General features: G+C 42.4%; 20 protein-coding genes. 18 read left to right on the forward strand and 2 right to left on the reverse strand.

What is annotated here, in order from left to right; translation table 11 throughout:
* Nucleotides 1-111: 111 nt before the first annotated feature.
* From BLL40_RS04750 to BLL40_RS17325, 8 genes are all read left to right on the forward strand, one after another.
* Nucleotides 112-1,533, forward strand: coding sequence for an N-acetylmuramoyl-L-alanine amidase (locus tag BLL40_RS04750; protein WP_083566315.1), 1,422 nt, complete (start codon nt 112-114; stop codon nt 1,531-1,533).
* Nucleotides 1,534-1,621: 88 nt separating this feature from the next.
* Nucleotides 1,622-3,568 carry a S8 family peptidase gene (locus tag BLL40_RS04755; RefSeq protein ID WP_073710768.1) on the forward strand — a complete coding sequence of 649 codons (1,947 nt, stop codon included), beginning with the start codon at nt 1,622-1,624 and terminating at the stop codon, nt 3,566-3,568.
* Nucleotides 3,569-3,863: 295 nt separating this feature from the next.
* Entirely contained in the window at nt 3,864-4,871 is a 1,008-nt protein-coding gene (locus BLL40_RS04760; RefSeq protein ID WP_073710769.1) for a C40 family peptidase, read from the forward strand.
* 101 nt (nt 4,872-4,972) lie between these two features.
* Nucleotides 4,973-6,937, forward strand: coding sequence for an S-layer homology domain-containing protein (locus BLL40_RS04765; protein ID WP_083566297.1), 1,965 nt, complete (start codon nt 4,973-4,975; stop codon nt 6,935-6,937).
* Between the two features lie 189 nt (nt 6,938-7,126).
* Nucleotides 7,127-8,644 (forward strand): murein biosynthesis integral membrane protein MurJ, encoded by a 1,518-nt coding sequence (gene murJ, locus BLL40_RS04770; RefSeq protein ID WP_173799892.1) that lies wholly within the window; start codon nt 7,127-7,129, stop codon nt 8,642-8,644.
* Nucleotides 8,641-10,146, forward strand: coding sequence for a hypothetical protein (locus BLL40_RS04775; RefSeq protein ID WP_073710770.1), 1,506 nt, complete (start codon nt 8,641-8,643; stop codon nt 10,144-10,146). The genes murJ and BLL40_RS04775 overlap by 4 nt, the downstream gene beginning before the upstream one ends.
* A 242-nt stretch (nt 10,147-10,388) precedes the next feature.
* Nucleotides 10,389-11,801 (forward strand): NADP-dependent phosphogluconate dehydrogenase, encoded by a 1,413-nt coding sequence (gene gndA / locus BLL40_RS04780; protein WP_073710771.1) that lies wholly within the window; start codon nt 10,389-10,391, stop codon nt 11,799-11,801.
* 6 nt (nt 11,802-11,807) lie between these two features.
* Nucleotides 11,808-12,005: a hypothetical protein gene (locus BLL40_RS17325; RefSeq protein ID WP_073710772.1), complete on the forward strand. Its 198-nt coding sequence runs from the start codon at nt 11,808-11,810 to the stop codon at nt 12,003-12,005.
* Nucleotides 12,006-12,012: 7 nt separating this feature from the next.
* Here BLL40_RS17325 and BLL40_RS04790 read toward each other — a convergent pair whose 3' ends face one another.
* Nucleotides 12,013-13,224 carry an ROK family protein gene (locus BLL40_RS04790; RefSeq protein WP_073710773.1) on the reverse strand — a complete coding sequence of 404 codons (1,212 nt, stop codon included), beginning with the start codon at nt 13,222-13,224 and terminating at the stop codon, nt 12,013-12,015.
* A 226-nt stretch (nt 13,225-13,450) separates the two neighbouring features.
* On the opposite strand from BLL40_RS04790, the gene uxaC reads away from it, so the two are divergent.
* The 9 genes from uxaC to BLL40_RS04835 all read left to right on the forward strand — a co-directional run bounded on the left by uxaC (nt 13,451) and on the right by BLL40_RS04835 (nt 21,756).
* Nucleotides 13,451-14,854 (forward strand): glucuronate isomerase, encoded by a 1,404-nt coding sequence (gene uxaC / locus BLL40_RS04795; protein WP_073710774.1) that lies wholly within the window; start codon nt 13,451-13,453, stop codon nt 14,852-14,854.
* A gap of 14 nt (nt 14,855-14,868) precedes the next feature.
* On the forward strand, nt 14,869-16,137 hold the full coding sequence (locus BLL40_RS04800; protein WP_073710775.1) for a nickel pincer cofactor-dependent isomerase, group 22: 1,269 nt from the start codon (nt 14,869-14,871) through the stop codon (nt 16,135-16,137).
* Between the two features lie 29 nt (nt 16,138-16,166).
* Complete coding sequence (locus BLL40_RS04805) at nt 16,167-16,937, forward strand: SDR family oxidoreductase (protein ID WP_073710776.1); 771 nt, start codon at nt 16,167-16,169, stop codon at nt 16,935-16,937.
* 18 nt (nt 16,938-16,955) lie between these two features.
* Nucleotides 16,956-17,774, forward strand: coding sequence for an ATP-dependent sacrificial sulfur transferase LarE (larE, locus tag BLL40_RS04810; RefSeq protein ID WP_073710777.1), 819 nt, complete (start codon nt 16,956-16,958; stop codon nt 17,772-17,774).
* Complete coding sequence (locus BLL40_RS04815; protein WP_073710778.1) at nt 17,767-19,239, forward strand: gluconokinase; 1,473 nt, start codon at nt 17,767-17,769, stop codon at nt 19,237-19,239. Before larE ends, BLL40_RS04815 begins: the two co-directional genes overlap by 8 nt.
* Nucleotides 19,240-19,257: 18 nt before the next feature.
* Entirely contained in the window at nt 19,258-20,001 is a 744-nt protein-coding gene (larB, locus tag BLL40_RS04820) for a nickel pincer cofactor biosynthesis protein LarB (RefSeq protein WP_073710845.1), read from the forward strand.
* 1 nt (nt 20,002) lies between these two features.
* A complete protein-coding gene (gene larC / locus BLL40_RS17980) occupies nt 20,003-20,842 on the forward strand; it encodes a nickel pincer cofactor biosynthesis protein LarC (protein WP_073710779.1) in 840 nt (279 codons plus the stop codon).
* Nucleotides 20,843-20,846: 4 nt separating this feature from the next.
* Nucleotides 20,847-21,326, forward strand: a complete 480-nt coding sequence (gene larC2, locus BLL40_RS17985; protein WP_073710780.1) for a nickel pincer cofactor biosynthesis protein LarC2 — start codon at nt 20,847-20,849, stop codon at nt 21,324-21,326.
* 190 nt (nt 21,327-21,516) lie between these two features.
* On the forward strand, nt 21,517-21,756 hold the full coding sequence (locus BLL40_RS04835) for a PTS glucose transporter subunit IIA (protein WP_245797888.1): 240 nt from the start codon (nt 21,517-21,519) through the stop codon (nt 21,754-21,756).
* Nucleotides 21,757-22,115: 359 nt separating this feature from the next.
* Here the strand turns inward: BLL40_RS04835 and BLL40_RS04840 are convergent, their stop codons facing one another.
* A complete protein-coding gene (locus BLL40_RS04840) occupies nt 22,116-23,312 on the reverse strand; it encodes an AraC family transcriptional regulator (RefSeq protein WP_073710781.1) in 1,197 nt (398 codons plus the stop codon).
* Between the two features lie 133 nt (nt 23,313-23,445).
* On the opposite strand from BLL40_RS04840, the gene uidA reads away from it, so the two are divergent.
* Nucleotides 23,446-25,236, forward strand: coding sequence for a beta-glucuronidase (gene uidA / locus BLL40_RS04845; protein ID WP_073710782.1), 1,791 nt, complete (start codon nt 23,446-23,448; stop codon nt 25,234-25,236).
* The last annotated feature ends 94 nt before the right edge of the window (nt 25,237-25,330 follow it).

Consider the following 25,330-nt stretch of genomic DNA (forward strand, 5'->3'; position numbering starts at 1 on the left):
GGGAGAATCTATTAAAATAGCGGTTTCTTCGACAAACATACATAAAGAGAGGTGTTTAGATTAATATTTATATGCTAGACTAAAGTGGTAAATTTTAATAAAGGAGACATAATAGTGAAAAAAAGATTTTTCTTTGTCGTAATGGTGCTTTTATTGACAGTTCCTCTAGTTGGTTTTGGACAGAATGCCAGTGCAGCAGGCTTTATTGATGTACCTAACCGTGCAGCGAAAGAAGTCAACTATCTGGCGGAAGGAGGAATTGCTAATGGATCGTCAGCGACTATCTTTGGTGCGGACAAAACGGTTACACGTATGGAAGCAGCGGCATTCATCGGCCGTGCACTTCAGCTTGACGGTACTCAGCGTGTCACTAATTTTAAAGATGTCAGTTCTGGCAGTTTTGCATCGGGCTACATACAGTCTGCAGTTGAAAAAGGGATTCTCTCAGGCTACGATGGCGGACGGTTTTTACCATATAACGAAGTATCACGCGGTGAAATGGCCGTAATGCTTTCAAAAGCATTCAATTATAACTTTGGCGGAACGTTATCTGGTGCCGCAAATGCATTAACATCACGCGGGATTGCGAGCGGTTTAGAAGATGGTTCCTTTGGCGCGGATCAGATCATTAAACGTGCTGACTTCGCGGTTTTCCTTGCCCGTGCGATTAGTCCAGAGTTTCGCACAAAAACGTTTTCAAGTTTTACAAAAACATTGTGGGCAAATGTTGGTGACTTAAATATCCGTTCAGGTCCATCTACATCATATGCTTCTGTAGGGAAACTGGCGAAAGATACAAAAATAATTGGGGCGCATGATATTGCGGGCTGGACATATATCAAATCAGGCAGCACAACTGGTTTTGTCAGTACATATTATCTTCGTAATACAGAAGAGCAGACTACAACAACACCAGATAATCCGATTCACGGAGCGGATTCACGCCTTTCCGGTCAAACAATCATTCTTGATCCAGGGCATGGAGGCACAGATCCAGGAGCGATTGGAAATGGGCTGAAAGAAAAAGATGTAGTGCTGAAAACGGGGCTTCAAGTGAATGACTTATTGAAACAAACGCCGTTTAATGTGAAAATGACCCGTTCTACCGACACGTTTATTCCGTTGAAAACCCGGTCTACTTTTGCCAAAGACAATGGCGGTGATGTTTTTGTTAGCATCCATGTGAATGCTGCGTCGGCCAGTGCAAGCGGGACGGAAACGTATTATTATGCAGCAGGAAATCCGTATGTGGCAGACAGCAAATTGCTCGCAACGAAAATACAGAAACGTATGTTGGCCGCATGGAATTTAAAAGATCGTGGAGTAAAGCCAGGCGATTTATCTGTGCTTCGTGAAAACAACATGCCGGCAGCACTAGCCGAGCTAGGGTTCATATCCAATGCAGGGGATGCAGCCAAAATGAAATCGGATTATTCGATGAAGATCATGTCTAAAGCCATTTACTACGGTATTTTGGACTATTATGATGCTAAAGGGTATGAAGTATCACCGCTTTATGATGTTGCAAAATAGGTAAATATATAAATAGAATATTCATCGTGTAAACGGTACAATAAAGAGAGGCATACGGCTTCTCTTTATTTTTAGTTAGAAGAAAGAGGTGATCGACATAGGTATTTCAAAATATTTGCCTGCACTGCTTTTCGCCGCTTTTTTCTTCTTCATCGCTACCCCTGCAGTGTTCGAAGCAAACACGATTGATGGTAGACAGGCGGTAATTATGTTTGATGAGAAAGTGGACAATGAATTGCTTGAGCAATATTCGGAATCAATCGAGTACATATTTCAAGAAATCCCAGCTGCATCGATTATAGTAACAGATGTACAAAAAAAAGCATTGGGGATGTCACCGGATGTAGCCTCCATTACGTACGATATGCCGGTCAAATCATCAGCACAGTCGGTCCCATACGGATACAAAATGGTGGGGGCGCAAAATCTTGTACCAGCCACATTAACTGGGGCTGATGTGAAAATTGGTGTACTCGACTCTGGTGTTGATACGAGTCACCCTGATTTGCAAAACCGGATTGCCGGCGGTGTCTGCATGATGACAATCGTCGACAAAAATGGCTGTCCGGAATCGTACAAAGATGATTACGGTCACGGTACACACGTAGCGGGGATTATCGCAGCGAATAATAATACATTCGGAACAGTCGGTGTTGCACCATCATCCAAACTTTATGCGATTAAAGTGCTTGATGAATATGGACTTGGTACGACAAGCACAATGATTGCTGGTGTTGAATGGGCGATGAAACAAAAAATGGACATTTTAAATGTCAGCATTACAACACCGGTGAACGAAATAGCGTTGCAGGAAGTGATGCAAAAAGCATATAAATCAGGCATGCTAATTGTAGCGGCGGCAGGTAATACAGGAGCACCTGTAAGCGGCTCTGCATCATCGGTTGAATACCCTGCGAAATTTGAAAGTGTTATTGCAGTTTCATCTATTGATCAATACAAAAAGATCGACCCGCTGTCATCACTCGGGAAAGAAGTTGAATTAACAGCTCCAGGCGTGAAGATTTACAGCACGTATCCGCTATCCATTCATGCATCCGGTTATCAATACTCAAGCGGAACGTCAATGGCAGCTCCTTATGTAACAGGTCTTGCGGCGCTGTATAAAGAAAAGTATCCGGAAATGACAAACATTCAAATTCGATCACTTTTGCAGAAAAATGCCGTTGATTTAGGCGCGGCAGGCCGCGATGCTTATTTCGGCTTCGGCCTTGTGCAGGTTGATGAAAACCCAATCAATCATGGAATTACCATACCTTATACAACCGATACAAAAGGAAAAGTGATATTTGATACGAGTGATCTTTCTGCTCGATTCGGCACTTTTAACGTATACCGTGGTGAAACGTTCGTTGGGAAAAATGAAACAGAAGACGAATGGATCGATTATGCATCGCAAGGAACGGTGACGTATTATTTCCATCCAGTTGTGAATGGAGTAGAAGACGAAGTATCGTTTATTACATTAAAAGCAACGATAGAAGAACCAAAAATAAGCGACTTACGTGCAACAAAATGGTACGATCGCTACATGGTGTATTTATATCATGAAGGCATCATGACAGGTTTCAGCGACGGCACCGTTCGTCCAGAAGCAGGCATTACACGAGGGGAAGCATCTGTGTTGATTGGACAGTCACTCGGTCTTGACGGAACAGTACGCAACACTGCCTTTAAAGATGTGACCGCAAATGTTTCGTCTTCCGGCTACGTGCAAGGTTTGCTTGATGCCGGGATTGTTTCGGGCTTTAGCGACGGTACATTCCGTCCAGGTACACCTGTAACACGTTCTGAAATGGCCATCTTGATTGCTCGTGCCTATAAAATAGCGCCTTCAGAATCAGGAACGGTGGTAGATGTTACAGCAAAAGTGACAGGCTATCAGTATATTAACGGCATCGTTGCTGCCAATATTGCGGGTGGATACGCGGATGGTACATTCCGTCCGTCAGCCCACATGAACCGTGCGGAGTTCTCAGCATTCCTTGCTCGTGCCATAAATGAAGAAATACGCTAATAAAAAACAAGACCCGATTCGTGAAATATACGAATCGGGTCTTTTGTAATGCGAATTTTCAGTTTTATTTCAATTTCGTGTCAATATTACAGGGATGTTAGGGGAATTAGGGGAATGATAGGATAAATAAACAGGAAATTGAAACTTTCATAGAAAAATGCTAGGGAATGCTGTCAAATCAACGTAATATAACGATATTTTAATGTAATAGAAACGTAAAACTATTTGAGGTTTAAGTTTGCTACAATTACATCAGTGAGAAAATATGGAGAACGAAAGAGAAACTGGGAGGTTTATGGTGAACAGTTGTAAAAAAGCAATAACTGCTTTAATCGCCGCAATCATGCTTTTCACTCTGTCCCCGCTAACATCTGTTAAAACAGAAGCAGCGTCTGTCGGAGAATCAATCGTGGCTTACGGTAAAAAATTTATGGGTGTCCCTTATGTCTTTGGTGGAACAACGCCAAGTGGATTTGATTGTTCCGGATTTACACAATATATATATAAACATGCAGCAGATATTTCTTTGCCACGTACAACAGACCAACAATATCAAGTTGGCACTTCGATAGCAAAAAGTGATTTAAAACCAGGAGATCTTATATTCTTTGCCAATACATATCGCAAAGGTATTTCACATGTTGGTGTATACGCAGGCGGTAACATGGTATTGAATGCTACATCTAGTGCTGGAATTGATCTTGTTTCATTAAACAACTCGTACTGGGGACCAAAATATGCAGGCGCGAAACGCATTATAAACGAACCTGACTGGTTTACAGACATCGCAAAATCAGAAACAACATATGAAGCAATTAAAACATTAACAGATAAAGAAGTCATTACAGGTTTTGAAGATTACACATTCCGTCCGGAAGCGAAAGTAACACGCGGACAAGCAGCAGCAATCATCAACCGTGTTTTGAACATTCAACCAGAAGTGATGAGCCATTTTAAAGATGTACCTAAATCATATCGTTTCGCTTATGATATCGCAGCAATGCGTGAAGCAGGCATCATTACCGGATTTGCTGATAAAACATACCGTCCTGACGCAGAAATGACACGCAACGAAATGGCTGTAATCATCCAACGTGCATTTGAACTAAAAATGTCACAAACAGCAGCAGCAAGCGTATTATACACAGATATCAGTTCAAGTCATTGGGCATATGAAGGCATCGTCACGATGGCATCTATCGATAAAACAGGTCTTTTCATAGGTGAAAAATTCTACGGTACCCACAATGCAACTCGTGAAGCATTTACCGTTGCAATCTATAATGCTATGAATGCACAATAAGAACGATAAAAAACGGTCCCGGCTCTTACACTGGGGCTGTTTTTTTATATAATAATAGAAGCATCAAAAATAGGCCACCACCTTGAAGGGAGTTCCGATCTATGATGAAAAAAGCAATCTCAATTGTGATGGCGCTTGTTTTACTATTCCCCATTTTGCCGTCATTAAACATGAAAGTACAAGCTGATGATGTAACTGGTATTAAACTTGAGGCAGAACTAAGGTCCATTATTGAAGCAGGCATTATGAGTGGATATGAGGACGGTACATTTCGACCAGGTAATAATGTAACTCGTGAAGAATTTGCGACGTTTTTAGCGCGCGCACTTGAACTTCCAACTGGTCCAGATGTGTTTAAAGATGTATCGTCGGCCGGTAAACTAGCATCTTACATAAATGCAGCGGCAGCAGCGGGCATTATTAAAGGTAGTTCGGATGGGAATTTTTATCCGAAATCGACAATTGTCCGTAAAGATATGGCGCTGATGATTGACAATGCACTCGCGTATTTGAACAAGAAAGCAGAATACGTCGCACCAACGTTTTCGGATATGGATGGCTTGAGCTCAACGCATAAAATTGCGATTGGAAAGAGTGTTAACTTAGGGATTATTTCCGGATTCCCGGATAATACGTTCCGCCCGGATGCAAACGCTCAGCGTGATCAGGCAGCGGCGTTTATTTACCGGCTTCTTGAAGGTGAATTACCGAAGCCGCCGGCAAAATTATATCAAACGGCAAATATTGATGCAGATGGCCATGTAACACGTTCTGCCGTATCCTATGAATCTTTTGATCTTGCAAAACAGGCGATGAACACGAGTGGCTCTGAGCTTGTGACAAAAGATGGGGAAATTATATATATGAAATCCAATGCTGGAATGGTATTTGCTAAACCAGCCAGCGGAGCGACAGTGAATCTGTACACGGATCCTGCGTTAAAAACAGCGAAAACATACGTGTCAGCAAATCCGAAAAATGCATCAAAGATCGTGTACACAACAACTGAATTGAAATATGTCACATCTACTGATCAATATGTGCAAGTATATATTGGTGGAGAAGATTACTATATGAAACCGGGCGATGCGATGCTCGTTCCATTTGAGGGAGCGAAAGGACGCGGTTACTATCAAAATGTAAATGGGTCGCTCGTTCATTCCATTTATGGGATTGAAAACAATACGTACTCGTCTTATAATGCCGGTATTGCGCCATCATTTATGAGAAGCGGTCAAAAATATTATAGCTGGGATGGTTTTAGTTTTTTCAATGAGGCTGGTCAGATTATTGGACGGGAATATCAATATTTCCAATATCTAAATGCTCGTACAACGACAAATTATACAGCAGCTGAACTGGATGCTTATATTAAGAAAGTTGTGGCTGAACGGGAAGCAACAGGTGCGGCACGTTATAAAGATGCATCGACAAAGAGTAAATTGCTTGGTATTGGCGCTTCACTGAAAAAAGTAGAAAAAGAGAAACATGTCAATGCTTTGATGGTGCTGGCAATGGCTATTCATGAAAGTGATTACGGCACAAGCAGTCATGCATACAACAACAATAATTTGTTCGGCATTCAAGTATATGATAACAATCCTGAAAAAGGAAAGTCATTTGAAACGGTAGAAGCAGGTATTATGCATTTGGCAGATGAATATTTTGCTGGTGCAGATGGGGATTGGAGAGGTGGCTATCTCACACCTGGCGATTGGCGTTCATACGGTGCTGCACCGGGAACAAAATCGAACGGCATTAATGTGAAGTATGCATCGGATCCATTCTGGGGAGCAAAAGTCGGCGGTCATATGAGAACGATCGATAAAGAACTCGGTTTAAAGGACTTTGGCCAATATACATTAGGTTTCACGAATACAATGGACTTAAATGTACGCACAAGTGCCAATGGAAGTCTTCTATACACATACAATTTAAGTAGAATGCCAGTTGCAATCTTGCAGCAAGGTGAATGGACAAAAGTTGTATCAGACATTCCAACGAGTGCAGAAGGCTATATTTATAGCGACTATATTAATATTTTGCCTGTTGCAGGTAAAAAATAGAAACGGAGTCCCGCCTAGCAAACACGCTATGGCGGGATTACTGTATTTACGACGGGATGATCAATGACTGCAGCGAGATTCGCTTGTTGTGGGTAATTATTCCATTTATCCGTCCGGCTCTCGCATGATAATTGAGAATAGGGTAAAATAAGTAGGGGAATTTAAGAGATATTGGGGTGTATATATATTATGTCATTGAAAAAAACAGCGCTTTGGCTCGGATTGCTCGCGCTCGTTGTCAAATTGTCGGGCTTTTTGCGTGAAAGTATTATAGCCTATCAATTTGGTGTCAGCAGTTACACAGATGGCTATTTGCTTGCGTTTTCATTTATTACATTGGTCATCGCTATGATTGCAGGTGGATTTAATAATGTATTTTTGCCGATGTATGTAAAGAAACGGAAAGAAAATCCAGAACAAACAGACCAAAGCGCAAACGGAGTTATGAATGTAACGTTCCTTTTATTTATCGTTATTTCAATAATCGGTTTCATTTTAGCACCGTGGTTCGTGCCACTCATTTTTGGAAATATGCCATTATTGACAGAAGAAACGGCTGTTTCGATTACGCAATTTTTCTTCGTGTTCATGTCATTCATTGCATTAACAAGTATTTTAGATTCTTATTTGCAGGGAAGACGCGTTTTTGTACCTTCGCAGATTGCAAAGCTCCTTCAAACAATTGTCGGTGTCGCATTCGCTCTTCTTTTCTCGGAGCAGTGGGGCATTGCGAGCCTTGCTTACGGCTTTATGGTCGGTACGATTCTCGGCATTTTTGTTCAATTTTTTTATCTGTATAAAACGGACTACAGATGGCAGCCGGTTTTGTCGGTCGATAAAGAGTTTCAGCAATCTTTCCTCGTACTGTTAGCACCGGCACTTCTCAGCTCTGTCGTCGGCCAAATCAATGTGTTTGTTAATAAAGGTTTCGCATCGGGGATAGGAGAAGGGCCTGTTTCTTATTTGAATTACGCACAGCTTTTATCGTCCATTCCGCATACGATTTATGCGACGACGATTGCTGTTATTATATTTACTCTTCTAGCTGAACAAGTGAATGATCGCAAAAGCTTTCAAAATACGTTTTTCAGCGGCATGCAAATTTCATTGCTAACGCTCTCCCCCATCGCAGCCGGTCTTTACGTCGTTGGAGAACCCGCATTGTCCTTCATTTATGAACGGGGTAAATTTACAGCTGAAGATACGCATCATACATACATTGCACTCATTTATTACTTACCCATGATTGTGACACAGGGAATGCAGTACATCGTTGCAAAAGCAATGTATGCGCAAGGGAAAACGAAAATCGTCTTCCGGATCAGCGTGTTTACGATCGCCATTAATGTGCTTTTAAACTGGCTTTTCATCGGTCCATTTGGCTATCCGGGACTCGCACTCACCAGTTCACTCGTTTCACTATATTATTTAACGGCCTGTACCATTTTTGTTTATAAAGACTTCGATAAATCAGAGCCTGCAAGACTTATTGGATTACTGGTTCGTACGGCAATTGTGACCGTATTTATGGTTTTGCCTCTTTATTTCATCCGTCCACTTGTCGATGAATGGTATTCATTATGGCAGCTCGCTATTCTCGTGCCAATCGGTGCCATTTTATATGTAGTTGGACTGTTTTTCTTCTATAAAGACGGCTTCCGTAAATTGCTCAGTATGATTAGACGAAACCGGAGCAGTTTATCGTGAGAAAATGGACCATCATCTTAGCTGTATTGATACTGGCCGGCTGCAAGGCAAGTTCCGAAGCGGCACCTATTACGGAACCGCAAATCATTTCGATTGGTGACAAATCACTCCTTCTTGAAGCAGATTATTTATCTTTGAAAAAAGAATCGAATCCAGAAGGACTCCATTCTCTTTATGAAGATACAAACTATCGTTATAACGTCGGACACAAGGCTGCCTTAACAGTGAAAGTACGGAAAATGAACAATGGCGATCGATTTGTTATGCTGCGTATAAGTGGCGAAGGGACCGTAAAGGGCAAGGTGCAAATTCCGTCTGCCGATGATTATTATTTTGTTGATTGGACGAAAAACATTCCAAAACGGGTGCACGATGATGTTACAGGTGTGGATGAAACAAAGCCACCGGCCGGTCTGTTCCGCTACACGAACAATCGTGAATTTATGAACGAGCTGGTCATGAGCCACACGTTTACGTCACGTGAATTGAATGAATTGTACGGAAGCGGCCGTGAAAGTACAGTGCGCGAGCTGCTGACGGAAAAAAATACATTGCAGCATTCAAAAGAAGGTGTTGAATTTACGATGACTGCCGGCCGTGGTGAAATAAGCGAGCAATGGTTTTTGCTTGCAGAAGCACCACTGTTTGAACAAACCGACAACTTGAATGACTGGATTAAATTCCAGCAGACAAATTATAAGGAAGTAAACAACTGGTTTACAGTGGATGGCTCAATGAAAAAATTACCATGGTCTGTGGAGCCATTTACGAAAGATGGATACGGCCGTCATATGGGTACACTCATTGAAAAAGAAGCCATCGATCGCTATTTTAAATACAAAGAACGCTATTTTTACAATTTAACCGTTCAATCAGCAGCGAATGTATGGGCGTACCGTGAATCAAAAAAAGATGTCATCTGGAAAACAGAATATACGAGCACGTGGTTAAAGAAAAAGTATAATATTACAGCGCCGTACGTGGATACGCGTCATAATGAGTTAATCGTAATTTATTTGCATCGGATCGGCAAAGAACTTGGTGTGCCAGAACTGGAAAAAACGTTACCTGAATACAGCGACTATCTGCTTAATTTAATTAGCATCGGCAACGTTGTACGCACTGAAAAGGGATACTTGCCAGCTGATTATTATTCGCCGCAGCAAGGCAAACAGCGCATTCACGCCTCCCTTAATCATGCGCTCGGTGAAGCAAATATGCTTATTGATGCATACAACGCGACCGGTCATAAAAAATATTTGCTTGCTGTCCGTGAAATCCGCCGAGGCATTGAATCCGTAGGCAGCGATTGGATCCGGCCGAACGGCGATCTCTGGTACCAGATTAATCTTGATGGAACGTTTGATGGCAATGATTATGAATACTTGACGCTGAACGATTTGGAGGGGCATGAAAAAAAATGGGCCGCACTCGGTGGAAATTCAAGTTCAGTGCTTCAAAAATTGATCAAAAGTAAAAAAGCATATTTAAGATCACGATAATGTTGACATAAGTAGATATATTTTTTGAATATTGACAAAAATCGATATTTTTTTGCAGGAAAATAAATAAAGTTTGACGAAATAATAGAGAAGTAGAAAATTGACGAAAGAACGAAAGCTGACGTATATTCAAAGCATGCTTTATCAGAAGGTTTAGATAAGTTGAAAAGCAGGCAGGAAGTTCATTCGTATCACATCTGCTAAATAAAAAATAAACGGGAGTGGAAAGGAAGGAAATTCAGATGACGAAACAACAATTTGGGGTAGTCGGTCTGGCAGTAATGGGAAAAAATCTAGCGTTAAATATTGAAAGCAGAGGATACTCAGTTGCTGTTTATAACCGTTCTGCTGATAAAACGACAGCTTTTCTTCAAGAAGAGGCAGAAGGGAAAAATTTCAAAGGAACATACAGCGCCGAAGAATTTGTTGCTTCTCTTGAGAAGCCGCGTAAAATTTTGCTTATGGTTAAAGCGGGTGCTGCAACAGATGCAACGATCGAATCGTTAAAGCCTTATCTTGACAAAGGGGACATTTTGATCGATGGTGGAAACACCTTCTTCCAAGACACGGTCCGCCGCAATAAAGAACTTGCAGGTCTTGGCCTTCATTTCGTTGGAACTGGTGTATCAGGCGGAGAGGAAGGGGCACTAAAAGGTCCTTCTATTATGCCGGGTGGTCAGCGTGAGGCATTTGAACTCGTTCGTCCGATTTTAGAAGCCATTTCCGCAAAAGTAGGCGATGACGCATGCTGCACATATATCGGTCCTGATGGTGCAGGTCATTACGTAAAAATGGTGCATAACGGTATTGAGTACGGTGACATGCAGTTGATTTCAGAAGCCTATTTCATCATGAAGCATATGCTCGGCCTTTCAACGGACGAACTGCATGAAGTATTTGCAGAATGGAATCAAGGCGAACTTGACAGCTATTTAGTCGAAATTACAGCTGATATTTTCAAGAAAAAAGACGATGAAACAGGTAAACCGCTTATCGATGTCATTTTAGACGCTGCCGGTCAAAAAGGCACAGGCAAGTGGACAAGTCAGAACGCACTTGACCTAGGTGTACCGCTTTCTATTATTACGGAGTCTGTATTTGCCCGCTTCATTTCTGCGTTGAAAGATGAACGTGTACAGGCAAGCAAGCGATTAACAGGACCTGAAGTAACACCATTTGACGGTGATCAGAAAGAAATGATCGAAGCAGTCCGTCAGGCGCTTTATATGAGCAAAATTTGTTCATATGCGCAAGGATTTGCTCAAATGAAAGCGGCATCAGAAGAATATGGATGGGATCTTCGCTACGGGGATATCGCGATGATTTTCCGCGGAGGCTGCATTATCCGTGCACAATTCCTGCAAAAAATTAAAGAAGCATTCGACCGCGATCCAAGCCTTGCAAACTTGCTTCTTGATGAATATTTCCAAGGGATCGTACAAAACTATCAATCAGCACTTCGCCGTGTCGTGACAATGGCTGTGGACCGTGGTATTCCAGTACCGTCATTCTCAAGTGCAATTGTGTATTTTGACAGCTACCGCACAGAAACGCTGCCTGCGAACTTAATTCAAGCGCAACGTGACTATTTCGGTGCTCATACGTATAAACGAATTGATAAAGAAGGTTCATTCCATACGGAGTGGATGAAGTAAAAGAACATGAAAAAGGCCATCTCTACTATGGAGATGGCTCTTTCATTTTATCCCTTATTAACGGGCGTAAGACCCCCGCTTCAAGACGTCGAAAAGAAAAGAAGGATAAGCGATGGATTAACTGCCTGTAAAAGCCCAATTGGTTCGGACCGGCTGAAGCCGGTCACTCACGTATTGCCGCAGGACGTGGCGCTCTTTACCTGAGTTCTTTTTATTGATTGTGCTCCTCATGACTAACTGTCACATCAGCGCTCGTTTCAGTTTCATCAATCGATAGATTCATAGATGGTACATCCCAAAAGTGTTTAATACCGAGCGCACAGGCCCCCAAGACGCAAGCCTTTGTCCCAAGCTTTGAAAGAGATAATTCCCGGTATTGACTGATAGTAGACTTTAAATTGCATTCAATTTGCTCAATAGACTGAGGGCTGAGCTGGAGGAGTTCGCTGTTTAAAACGATGACTTCCGGATTGTATGCATTAATCAAATTGTTTAGGCCGATTGTTAAAAAATAAATGAATTGTTCCATCATTTCAACAACGACTTGATCTCCTGATTGTAGCCATTGGTGCACGTCTTTATAGGAAATATTCGATTGACCTTTCTTTTTCGATAGCTCGTTGAAAAAAGAGGATTCCGACGCGTATTGTTCCCAGCAGCCATAGTTGCCGCAATTACACGGTTTTCCGCCCGGCATAATAATAGTATGACCGACTTCACCTGCAAAGCCATCATGCCCTTTGAAAAATTCTTCGTTCATCATCACACCAAGTCCAATTCCAGAATAAAGGCTTACACATAATAAATTTTCAGTTTCATGGTGCTCGTAAACGCGTTCTGCGAAAGAACATAAATTAGCATTATTCTCGATGCAAATAGGGAATCCCGTTGCTTTTTCTAGGTCATTTTTTATGTGAGTATCCTGCCACCCGAAACGAGGGACGTAATGAATAGTTTCATCTTTTGTCACTAGACCGTGAACTCCAATAACGATACCGACTAAGCCATAGCGGCTTTCTGTACATTCTTTTTCGAAAAGTTGAATGTGCTTGACTAAAAGATGGAGAATCGTTTCATAGTCAGTCGCCTCTATCTCGACTGTATAGATCGACACTGGCTGACCGAGCAAATCAGATAAAGCAAACGTTAACAGCCCATAATCGAGATCAATGCCAAGTATAAAACCGGCTGATCGGTTCACAGATAGCATAATCGGGCGTCTTCCTACGCCATAATGTTCGGGATGTGTTTCTACAATAAGTTCATCTTCAAGCAAATCCGCTGCTTGAGCGGAAATAGTCGCTCTTGTTAAAGAGGTTAATTTTGATAAATCCGCCCGAGAAATCATTTTTCTTTCAATAATTTTTTGAACAATAAGTGAACGGTTTATTTTTTTTATGTAAGCGGCATCACCAGCAGCCATGTATAATCCTCCTTCATAAGTGTATTCTTTTATTATACAGGTTTTTATCTCTGAGAAAGGTTTATTGACGTAGAATACAGAGACATGATAAATTAAATAGCATAGTTAATTTGTTTAGTAAACAAATTAAAAGATAATTTTTTTTTTGATTAATTATATCGTTTTGAAAATGTTTACAATTTTTAACTTAAAAAATACATTAACATAAAATAGGAGAGGGTACAATATGAAAAAATTTTTAGGTGATCATTTTCTATTAAGTAATGAGACAGCTGTACACTTATATGAAAAAGCGGCGAAAGATACGCCAATTTTCGACTTCCACTGTCATCTCAGTCCGAAAGAGGTATGGGAAAATAAACCGTTTGAAAACATCACGCAGCTCTGGCTTGCGGGCGATCATTATAAGTGGCGATTAATGCGTATGCACGGTGTGAGTGAGTCACTTATTACGGGTGAGGCAAGTGATTGGGAAAAGTTTCAGGCCTGGGCAAAGACAGTACCACATTTAATAGGCAATCCGCTTTTCCACTGGACACATATGGAATTAAAAAAATACTTTGGCATCGAAAAATTGCTGACACCGGAAACGGCTAAAGAAATTTGGGATGAATGTAATGAAAAGCTTGAGTCACCTGGATATGATCCAAGATCGTTTATTGAAAAATCAAACGTATTATTTATTGGTACAACAGATGATCCAGCATCGGATCTTCGTTATCACAAGTTGCTGAAAGAAGATGATTCATTTAAAGCAACTATCGCCCCGACATTCCGTCCGGACGGAGCTCTTTTTATTGAACGTCCCGCATTTACAGACTGGCTTGGCAAATTGGCGAGTGTTTCCGGTTTGAACGTAGAATCATTCAATGATCTTTTAGCCGGACTTCAAAACCGGGTTGATTTCTTCAATGAAAATGGTGGACGAGCATCGGATCACGATATTCCGAAAATGGTGTATAAAGAAACGACGAAAGACGAAGCGGAAGCAGTCTTTAACAAACGGATCAGTGGAGAAGAGTTAACAAGCGAGGACTTACTTGCTTACCGTTCCTTCGTTTTAAAAGAACTTGGCAAGATGTATGCTGAAAAAGAGTGGGTAATGCAGCTTCATATGGGTGCGATCCGCAATAATAATACGGCGATGAAAGAAAAAATTGGGTCGGATACAGGATTTGATTCGATCGGTGATGGTGATGTAGCGGAAGGATTATCTCATTTCCTTGACGCACTCGAACAAGAAAGTGCTTTGCCAAGAACCGTTCTCTTTAACTTAAACCGCAAAGACAACGATGTGCTTGCGACAATGATGGGCAACTTCTTTGAAGAAGGGATCCGGGGGAAAGTTCAATTAGGTTCTGCCTGGTGGTTTAATGATCATATTGATGGAATGGAACAGCAAATGAAAACATTTGCAAGTGTCGGTTTACTAGGCCACTTCATTGGAATGCTGACGGATTCCCGCAGCTTTATTTCTTATACGCGACACGATTATTTCCGCCGTATTTTATGCAATATTCTTGGAGAATGGGTTGAACAGGGGAAAGCACCGAATAGTTCGGCATTCCTTGAGCAAATGGTACGAAATATTGGGTATGATAATGCTAAGAGTTACTTTTTGGAGCGATAAGGAGGGAGATAAAAATGGGGATCATTCAAGATCTTGTTCAAGACATTCCTGTACCGAAAATGGTGAAAGTAAGACAGAAGTTTGATAATCAAAAAATCAATGATCTGGCAGCCATTTTAAAAAAGGAATTTGAGCGCGAAGTCATCCGTCAAAAAATCAAACCAGGCATGTCGATTGCCATTGCAGTCGGAAGCCGAGGAGTAGACCGGATTGTTGAACTTACAGCGATGACCGTTGCCTTTTTAAAAGAAATGGGTGCAAAGCCGTTTATCGTACCAAGCATGGGCAGCCACGGCGGTGCAACAGCCGAAGGGCAAATTGACGTTTTGAAACATCTCGGTGTAACAGAAGAAAGTACCGGTGCGGAAATTCGATCTTCGATGGAAGTCATTAAAGTTGGGGAATTGCCAAACGGCCTGCCGGTTTACGTAGATAAATACACATCTGAAGCGGATGGCATTGTCGTCATTAACCGTATTAAGCCGCATACCGCTTTTCGCGGACCTGTTGAAAGTGGCATTATGAAAATGATTAGTATCGGTCTAGGCAAGCAAAAAGGAGCAGAAGCGTGCCACCAGCTGGGCTTTAAACATATGGCGGTGCACGTGCCGGCAATGGCGAAAATGATTATGGAGCATCTGCCGGTATTGTTCGGTATTGCAACGGTCGAAAATGCCTTTGATAAAGTGTCGGTCGTTGAAGTGCTAGCGTCAGAAGAAATTGAAGAAAAAGAAATAGAACTTCAAGTGAAAGCAAAAGAACTGCTCCCAAAACTGTTTTTCGAACAGTTGGATGTACTTGTTATTGATCAAATCGGTAAAAACATTAGTGGTGATGGCATGGACCCGAATATTACGGGCCGCTACCCAACACCATATGCGCACGGCGGGCCAGATGTAACGAAAATGCTCGTGCTTGACTTGACAGACGAGACAGAAGGGAATGCGAACGGTGTCGGCACAGCCGATTTTACGACCCAACGCCTTGTTGACAAAATGGATCTCGAAGTAACGTATGCGAATGGTCTGACATCAACGGTGGTCGCACCGACAAAAATTGCAACTACCCTTGCGAATGATAAAGAAGCCATTCAAGCGGCTATCAAAACGAGCAATATCCTTGATTTTTCAAAAGTAAAAATGGTTCGTATTAAAAATACACTTGAAGTCAGTGAAATTGAAGTATCCGAAGCATTGCTTCCATACGTGCAGGATCATGTGCAACTTGAAGCGGTGACAGAAGCGGAAGAGCTTTCATTCGATCAAAACGGAAATTTGTTTTAAAAACGATAGAGAAAACAGGGGGATCTACTGTGAATACATTATTTGATTTAACAGGAAAAACGGCCGTCGCGATCGGAGGGAACAGTGTTCTTGGCTCATCCATGGCAAAGGGGCTATCCACTCACGGCGCAAAAGTGGCGATTGTTGGCCGTAACCTTGATAAAGCAAATGAAGTCGTCAAAGAAATTGAAGCATTAGGCGGCATAGCGAAAGCATTTCAGGCAGATGTCGTCTCGAAAGAATCGCTTGAAGCAGCAGCAACCGCTATTGAAGAATGGTCTGGCGGTTGGGATATTTTATTAAATGCACCTGGTACAAATAGCGCGACACCGTTTTTCGATCTTGACATGGACGAATGGGATACTATTATGGACGTAAACTTGAAAGGTATTGTTGTAACATGCCAGGTGTTCGCTAAAAAAATGATCGAGCAAGGCAGACAGGGAAGCATTATTAATATTTCATCTGTTTCGTCGACAACACCGCTGTCAAAAGTGTTCACTTATTCTGTTTCAAAAGCCGGGTTAAACAGTGTGACGCAATTTTTAGCACGTGAATTTGCCCAAGATGGAATTCGTGTGAATGCGATTATCCCAGGCTTCTTCCCAGCTGAACAAAACCGAAAGATTTTAAGTGAAGAACGCGTTGCTTCTATTATGAATCATACACCAATGAACCGTTTCGGTGATCCGGATGAATTGCAGGGAGCGACAGTGTGGCTTGCGTCTGACAAAGCATCCAGTTTTGTGACGGGTACGCTGATCCGCGTTGATGGCGGATTTGGCAGTATGACGATTTAACAGAAAGGATGAATCGTAATGGTAAATGAAAAATACGGAAAGCTGCAGTCGATTCTCCGTGAAATGGATTCTGTTGTCGTTGCGTTTTCAGGTGGAGTGGACAGTACATTTTTGCTGAAAGCAGCTGTCGATACACTTGGTCCGGAGCAAGTACTCGCCGTTACAGCGGATTCCGAAACATATCCGTCCACAGAACTGGAAGAAGCAAGGAAGCTGGCTAAACATATTGGTGTGAAGCACACGGTCATTGAAACGTCGGAATTAGCGATTCCAGGGTATACAGAAAATGATCAGAACCGATGCTATTTTTGCAAAAGCAGCCTGTTTGATCACCTTATTCCGATTTTGAACAAGCAAGCGTTTAATCATATCGTATATGGCGTGATTGCAGACGACATGAATGAATTCCGTCCAGGGATGAAAGCGGCGAAAGAAAAAAACATTCGTGGTCCACTGCAGGAAGCAAATTTATTTAAGGATGAAATAAGAGAGCTGTCCCGTCATTTTGATTTGCCGACGTGGGATAAACCATCCTTTGCCTGTTTGTCTTCCCGCATTGCCTATGGGGAAACGATCACAAAAGAAAAGCTGACAAAAGTGGAAAAGGCAGAAGCCTATTTAAAATCGTTATCAATCCGGCAAGTAAGGGTTCGGACGCATGGAAATACAGCGCGAATTGAAGTAGAGCCTCGGGATATGGGGCGTGTTCTTGAGTATCACACGGCCATTGCTAAAAGACTGCAGCAATTTGGTTATACATATGTGTCACTGGATCTTGTCGGCTATAAAAGTGGCAGTATGAACAAAGCACTAGAAAAGGATGAACAACATGCCTAAAGAATACGTTATAGGACTGGATATCGGTACAACGAGTGTTAAAGCAGTCGTCTTTAATCGAAGTGGAAAAGTAACTGCCGAATCCGAACAGTTAACTAAATCATTTTATCCAGAGCTAAACCACGTTGAGCAGGATCCAGAAGCACTTACATCTGCTTCTGTTTTCGTTTTAAAAGAGGCCATTCAAAAAGCGGGTGTGACACCGGATCAATTGGCAGGTATTGGATTTTCGTGTGCGATGCATTCCCTTATTTGTGTTGATGAAAATGGCCGAGCGCTATCAAATGCCATTATTTGGGCAGATGGACGCAGCAGTGATCAAGCAGAGCGTCTGATGAGTGAGAATGGAATAGCGCTATATGAAAAAACAGGTACACCTATTCATCCAATGTCTCCCCTTGTCAAGCTTCTGTGGATGAATGAAACGGATTACGAACCGTTCCAGAAAGCCGCTTATTTTATGTCTGTAAAAGAATATTTACTTTTGCAGTGGTTTGATAAGCGCATCGTCGATTATTCAATGGCTTCTGCCACCGGCTTATTCAATGGTGAAACGCTCGATTGGGACATGGAGATTCTTGAATTATTGAACGTGAAAAAAGAGCAGTTGTCGCGTCCGGTGCCTCCAACAGAAATATTGACAGGCTTAAATAAAATTATTGCCGATTACATCGGCATACCAGAAGATATTCCATTTGTTATTGGCGCAGCGGACGGACAGCTTGCGAACCTTGGCAGCGGTGCTATTTTGCCAGGCGAGGTGGCAATCACTGCCGGTACAAGCGGAGCAGTTCGTCAGTGGGCGAATGGGTTCCGTCCAAATGAAAAACATGAAACGTTTTGTTACATGTTTACAGGAGAAGCATCGATCATTGGCGGCCCGACAAATAATGGCGGGATCGCGCTTGAATGGCTTAAAAACTTGTTAAACTATCAAGGAACGTATGAAGAGTTTACGAAAGAAGCGGGACGCATCAGACCGGGTTCGGATGGAATTATTTTCTTGCCCTATATTAATGGCGAGCGGGCACCGCTTTGGAATCAACACGCACGTGGGAACTTTTTCGGGTTGTCTATTACGCATCAGAAAGAACATTTCGTTCGTGCGGTTCTGGAAGGAATTACCTTTAATTTATATCAAATTAGCGAGGCGCTTGAACGCTTAGCAGGTCCTTCTGAGAAGATTTATGTAAACGGGGGTCTTGCACGGTCACCGATCTGGCTTCAAATGATGGCGGATGTATTTGGGAAAAATATGTATGTATCTGAAAGCCACCATAGTGCAGCCTGGGGAGCGGCTTGGACAGCGCTTGTAGCAGTCGGAGAAACGGATTCATTTGAAGACATTAAGAACAACTTGCCAATGGGTGAAGTAGTTGTACCGAATGAAGAGAATCATAAAGTGTATCAGGACATTTATGGAAAATATGTCCGACTCGCTGCGGATGTAACGAAGTATTTCTAAAAAAGGTGTGTGGTTCAAATAATCGATCGTATTTTAGAAGAGGTCCAGAATGGGATGTTAACGGCAGCAGAAGCAAAGGAAAAACTGTCGACATATGAAAACTTAGGATTCGTGAAAATTGACCACCATCGGAAAAACAGACAGGGATTTCCAGAAATCGTATATGGTGAAGGGAAGTCAGCTGAACAGATTTTAACGATTGTCCAGTCACTTCGGGCGCGCAATGACTCTGTGCTGGTGACGCGCATTTCGCTTGAGAAAGCAGTCATTGTACAAAAGAATTGCCCAGAGTTTGAATATAATGAAATCGCTAGAACACTTGCCTGGACGGAAGAAAAGCCGAAAACAAATGGGTACATAGCGATTGTGTGCGCGGGCACATCTGATTTATCGGTAGCTGAAGAAGCAGCCGTGACAGCTGAAACGCTTGGTGTCAATGTCCGTCGTATTTATGACGTCGGAGTAGCTGGTCTGCACCGTCTGCTTGATAATATTGAAGAAATTCAAAACGCAGATGTCTCTGTTTGTGTCGCCGGCATGGAAGGCGCGCTGCCGAGCGTGCTCGGTGGACTGATCACAAACCCAATTATTGCAGTGCCCACAAGTGTCGGTTACGGAGCGAACTTTAACGGTTTATCGGCTCTTTTATCCATGCTTAATTCATGCGCATCCGGTGTTAGTGTCGTGAACATAGATAATGGATTTGGAGCAGCTTATAACGCCGTACTTATTCACCGCCTAGCGCATAAAGGGGAGAAATAATATGACGACACTTTATTTTGACTGTTTCTCTGGCATGAGTGGAGACATGGTCATCGGTGCGCTCCTTGATGCGGGCGCCGACCCGGTAAAAATGGAAGCCGAATTAAAGAAACTGCAAATAGAAGAAGAATATGCGGTATCATGGGGAAAAGTGGTGAAAAACGGCATCACGGCGATAAAGTTTGATGTACAGTTGGCGGCTGAAAGCGGTCACAGCCATGATCACGATCACACGCATAGTCATGACCACAGCCACGAACAGGGTCATACGCATAGTCACGATCACAGTCATGACCATGATCATTCACATGACCATCACCATCATCACGCCCATCGCTCGTACAAGGATATTGTCGAGATGATTAAAGCGGCAGGCTTTAATGAAGAGGTCACACGTATGTCACTGGCGATTTTTAAAAAGATTGGTGAAGCAGAAGGACACATTCACAGTATGCCGCTTGAAACGGTTCATTTTCATGAAGTTGGTGCGGTCGATTCGATTATCGATATTATCGGTGCGGCTATTTTAATCGATCAGATGGGCATCACATCCATTAAATCATCGCCGGTACCTGTAGGCACAGGTAAAATCCAAATTGATCATGGCGTGTATCCGGTTCCCGCTCCTGCGACACTTGAAATGTTAAAAGGGGTGCCGATCGCCAAAAGTGATATTCGTTTTGAGCTGACAACACCGACGGGCGCTGCGATTGTTTCCGTTCTCGCCGATGAGTTTTGTTCGATGCCATCGATGACAATTGATTCAATTGGGTATGGCGCTGGTACGAAAACATTTAAAGATCACCCGAATGTTTTGCGTGTAGTCGTCGGAAAAGAATGAACAGATGATGAATCAGCGCCCTCCAGATCAGGAGCATATCGATGATCAAATGGTTAAAATGGAAGTGAATCTGGACGATATTTCAGGTGAATGGCTCGGTTACGTAATGGAGCTGCTCTTTGAGGCGGGTGCTAATGACGTCTACTACACGCCGATCTTTATGAAAAAGAATCGTCCGGGTGTCCTACTTCAACTGCTTTGTTCAAGTGATTCAGTCCCGAAAATGAAGGATGTTTTATTTACTGAAACGACGACGCTCGGCGTGCGTTATTATCCGTTAACAGTGCACAGGCTTGAGCGGGCTTTTATAAAAGTGGAAACCCCGTGGGGACCAGTGACGGTAAAAGAAGGATCTCATAACGGAGAAACGGTACAGCGAGCCCCGGAGTTTGATGAATGCCGGCGCATTGCCGAGAAACAAGGCATTCCACTCAAGCGTGTGTACGAGGAAGTATGGAAGCGTCTTGACGGGAAATGCGATTAAAAATATGAAGCCATTCAAGAAATTTTAGACGAACATAGAAGAGGGTCCTGTCCCAAACGTCAGTATCATTGACTAGGACAACCCTTTTTTCTTTGAAAAAAACATTTTAGTGTCGTTCATACGCGAGTTGGTTTCATCTTAGCGAGAATGAAGGTGTATAGGATTGAATTGGACGTCGGATATTTATTGAATGGAAGCTTATTTTAAATTGAACGGCAGTAAAATGCCGTATGAAGTTTCACCAATGGATGGGGTCGTTACTACCTTATTATCGACGGAACACGCGGTTGGAATCACATCAGAGAGTGGTGCGGGAGTTTTAATTAATACCGGGATTGACAAAGTGAATTTAAAAGGTCAATTTTTCACCTCTCATGTCAAACAAGGGGATAAAATGTGGCAAGATGACTTGCTTATTGAATTTGATTAACCGTCAATATATGATAGATAAAGGCAATTCGAATCCTGCCGGCTTTATCGTAGGATTCTTTAATAGATTGAAAAATCAAAATAGAATAAATGTTTCATATTGACAAAAATAAAATAGGATGATAAGCTAATCTTAATTATTTTGTTTAGTAAATTAACTAATTAGCGGATTAAAAAAACCACACGTATTATATTTTTTTCCTCCTCGAAGAGCACCTGTTCAGAAAGGAGGAAAAAGATTAGAGTTTTTTGAAAACGTATACAAACCTGATGAAATAAAACAAAGAGGGTATCCTAAAAGCCGGTGTGACAATACTGACTTTTAGGATACCTTTTTTGCACGAAGAGTAAACGGACTGCTTAGCCGTTAAATGTTTCACTTTGTTCTAAGTTTCGATCGTTACGCCAATCACTAGGTGTCTGTCCGGTTATTTTTTTAAAAACACGTGCAAAATAAGAAGCATCTTCAAAGCCGACAGAACCGGCAATCCAATCAATCGAAGAATGCTCTTTTTTTAATAGCCGCTTTGCCTCCTTGATGCGCAACTTCTGAAGATAAGCGGTCATCGTCATATTGGTTTCTTTTTTGAATTGACGGGAAAGGTGAGAGGGATGGGTATTTAACGAATCCGCAATCTCTTGTCCATTAAATGGATCTTTGAAGTGAACATGTAAATACCGAAGTGCTCGTTGAATGAGTTGGGAAAAGCGGGATAATTCATTTTCTTTCACGAGCGCACAATATTCGATGCCCATCGACTCACTCAGCTTGGTCAATGTATTAATGCTGTCAATTCGTTCAATAGCGAGCGCGAATTTTTCTGATAATTGATGCAGCAAAAAAGGAGGAACACCGCCGCGATCCGCCGCAATCCGAAAAGTCGTATTTAAAATGATCATCATGTTTTTCGTTGCGCGCACAGGGCGATTCGGGAACCGCTCGGAAAAATCGAATAAAATCCCGCTTTCTTTTCTGATTTCAATCAGCCTTTGATCATCCCCGTGTTCAATTGCACGCATCATCTCATTGTTTAGCTTATAGCGCAGATTCACTAATTCCACATTAGCAGACTCTGCAAATGCATCAGCTTTTTGATCAGGAATGTCATGATGTTCAATAAATGAAATGGGTGCTTGCTGTAAAGCATGGCTCTGGTGCAAGATATTGGCCAAACTTTTCTGTTTCGCTTCGCTCATCAGAGGCAGATCGCGGATGAACGTTTCATCGAGTTGAAAGGGCGTATGTAATGTAGAAATATCGGGCATCTGGATGAAAAAAGGTCCGGCAATGATCGCCGTCTCCTCATCGAAAATACTCGCCGCAAATGTGAAACCAGCTTTGTTTGTATGAAAGTGACAGCGCTCTGGATGTTGAAAAGCGGCTTCGCTCAATAAACGAAATGATTGCGTCTGCAGGGGGATGGACCCTTCCGAAGGCACATGAGACTCGTGTGATGCGATGACCATCCCAGAACGCCCGACCGCACATACATTCATATTCGTTAAATGAAATAATGTCATAAGGGTAGAAGATAAACGGATTGACTTCTGTATCATATGTTCCTACTTCCTTGTTTGATGAACAAATGGATGTTAATAGTGTCCTCATAAAGCAATTATAGTCCTTTTTATAGAACAAGGATAGTCATATGATTTAAATGTAACCATTTACAAAAGGAGTGTTGAAAACATGTTATACCCAATTATAACGGATACGAGAAGCATTATTGATCTTAATGGCATATGGAATTTCAAATTAGATACAGGCAATGGACTTGATGAAAAATGGTATGAGCATGCATTGACGGATACAATGAATATGGCTGTTCCGTCTTCCTATAACGATATCGGTGTCACAGCGGAAATCCGCAATCATGTTGGATGGGTGTGGTACGAGCGTGAATTTACCGTACCGTCTATTTTTTCATCTGAACGTATCGTTCTTCGTTTCGGATCTGCAACGCATAAAGCAAAAGTATATGTAAACGGCGAACTCGTTGTTGAACATTCTGGAGGATTTATGCCGTTTGAAGCAGACCTTAAAGGTCACCTGCAAAACGGAAAAAACCGTTTGACCGTCGCAGTAGACAACATTCTGAACGAAACAACGCTTCCGGTTGGAAAATATGTGGAACGCGATGTGCCGGGTGTTGGCAAAGTGATCCGCAATCAGCCGAACTTTGACTTCTTCAACTATGCCGGTCTTCATCGTCCGGTGAAAATTTATACAACACCAAACACATATGTACAAGACGTAACCGTTATACCAAATATCGATGGCGCTGTTCAGTACAAAATTGACATAGCAGGCGAAGCAGATGTGAAAGTAAGCGCGGTGGATGAAGAGGGTATCATCGTTGCTGAAGCATCAGGTGCAGAAGGAACGATTCAAATTCCGGACGTAAAGCTGTGGAAACCGATGAATGCATACTTGTACACATTTAAAATCGAGTTAACAAAAGACGGCAGCACTGTGGATGTATATGAACAGCCAGTTGGCGTTCGCTCGGTAGAAGTAAAAGACAGCCAATTCCTCATCAACAACAAACCGTTTTATTTCAAAGGGTTCGGTAAACATGAAGATACAGCCGTTCATGGTAGAGGATTTGATGAAGCGGTTAACGTAATGGACTTTGAGTTGATGAAATGGATCGGTGCCAACTCATTCCGTACGGCTCATTATCCATACTCTGAAGAAATTATGCGTCTTGCGGACCGTGAAGGAATTGTTGTCATTGATGAGACTCCAGCTGTTGGCGTTCACTTAAACTTTGCAGCGACATTGTTGGGCGCTAGTGAAAAGCGCAACACATGGGAACATATCGGGACTCACAAACAGCATCGTCAAATCATTCAAGAGCTCGTGGCGCGTGACAAAAACCACCCATGTGTCGTCATGTGGTCTGTAGCCAATGAACCAGCGTCCGAAGAAGAAGGCGCGCGTGAATACTTCGAGCCACTCGTTCAGTTAACAAGAGAGTGCGATCCACAAAAACGCCCGGTTACCATTGTGACGCATTTATGGTCTACGCCGGAAACATGCAAAATTGCAGAAATCGTGGATGTACTCGCATTGAACCGCTACTACGGCTGGTACGTAGAATCAGGTGAGTGGGACATCGTCAAAGCACAGCTGCGTGAAGAGTTTGATGGCTGGCTCAAACGCTGCCCAGGCAAACCAATTATGTTTACTGAATACGGTGCTGACACCGTTGCCGGCTTACATGATGTCGCACCGGTCATGTTTACGGAAGAATTTCAAGTTGAATACTATCGTGTAAATCATGAAGTGTTTGACGAATACAAAGAATTCGTTGGAGAACAAGTATGGAACTTTGCCGACTTTGCTACAAGCCAAGGCATTTTGCGTGTACAAGGTAACAAAAAGGGGATCTTCACACGTGATCGCAAACCGAAAGCATCTGCACACGAACTTCGCCAGCGCTGGACGAAAATTCCGGACTTTGGATATAAAGGTTAACTATGAATCCCGCCACCATGGCGGGATTATTTGTGTTGATGGCGGGATTCCAGCAGCTGACGGCAGAATAACCGCTAGAATATGGAGAATCCCG

The sequence above is a fragment of the Domibacillus mangrovi genome (assembly GCF_001906925.1).
Classification (GTDB): Bacteria; Bacillota; Bacilli; order Bacillales; family Domibacillaceae; genus Domibacillus; species Domibacillus mangrovi.

Bases quoted from the DNA above. Each gene is read 5' to 3' on its own strand.
- uidA (WP_073710782.1), top strand. From the start codon at position 23,446: ATGTTATACCCAATTATAACGGATACGAGAAGCATTATTGATCTTAAT.
- BLL40_RS04765 (WP_083566297.1), top strand. From the start codon at position 4,973: ATGATGAAAAAAGCAATCTCAATTGTGATGGCGCTTGTTTTACTATTC.
- larC (WP_073710779.1), top strand. From the start codon at position 20,003: ATGACGACACTTTATTTTGACTGTTTCTCTGGCATGAGTGGAGACATG.
- larC2 (WP_073710780.1), top strand. From the start codon at position 20,847: ATGATGAATCAGCGCCCTCCAGATCAGGAGCATATCGATGATCAAATG.
- uxaC (WP_073710774.1), top strand. From the start codon at position 13,451: ATGAAAAAATTTTTAGGTGATCATTTTCTATTAAGTAATGAGACAGCT.
- BLL40_RS04760 (WP_073710769.1), top strand. From the start codon at position 3,864: ATGGTGAACAGTTGTAAAAAAGCAATAACTGCTTTAATCGCCGCAATC.
- BLL40_RS04840 (WP_073710781.1), bottom strand. From the start codon at position 23,312: ATGATACAGAAGTCAATCCGTTTATCTTCTACCCTTATGACATTATTT.
- BLL40_RS04800 (WP_073710775.1), top strand. From the start codon at position 14,869: ATGGGGATCATTCAAGATCTTGTTCAAGACATTCCTGTACCGAAAATG.
- BLL40_RS04815 (WP_073710778.1), top strand. From the start codon at position 17,767: ATGCCTAAAGAATACGTTATAGGACTGGATATCGGTACAACGAGTGTT.
- BLL40_RS04790 (WP_073710773.1), bottom strand. From the start codon at position 13,224: ATGGCTGCTGGTGATGCCGCTTACATAAAAAAAATAAACCGTTCACTT.
- gndA (WP_073710771.1), top strand. From the start codon at position 10,389: ATGACGAAACAACAATTTGGGGTAGTCGGTCTGGCAGTAATGGGAAAA.
- BLL40_RS17325 (WP_073710772.1), top strand. From the start codon at position 11,808: ATGAAAAAGGCCATCTCTACTATGGAGATGGCTCTTTCATTTTATCCC.
- larE (WP_073710777.1), top strand. From the start codon at position 16,956: ATGGTAAATGAAAAATACGGAAAGCTGCAGTCGATTCTCCGTGAAATG.
- BLL40_RS04835 (WP_245797888.1), top strand. From the start codon at position 21,517: ATGGAAGCTTATTTTAAATTGAACGGCAGTAAAATGCCGTATGAAGTT.
- murJ (WP_173799892.1), top strand. From the start codon at position 7,127: ATGTCATTGAAAAAAACAGCGCTTTGGCTCGGATTGCTCGCGCTCGTT.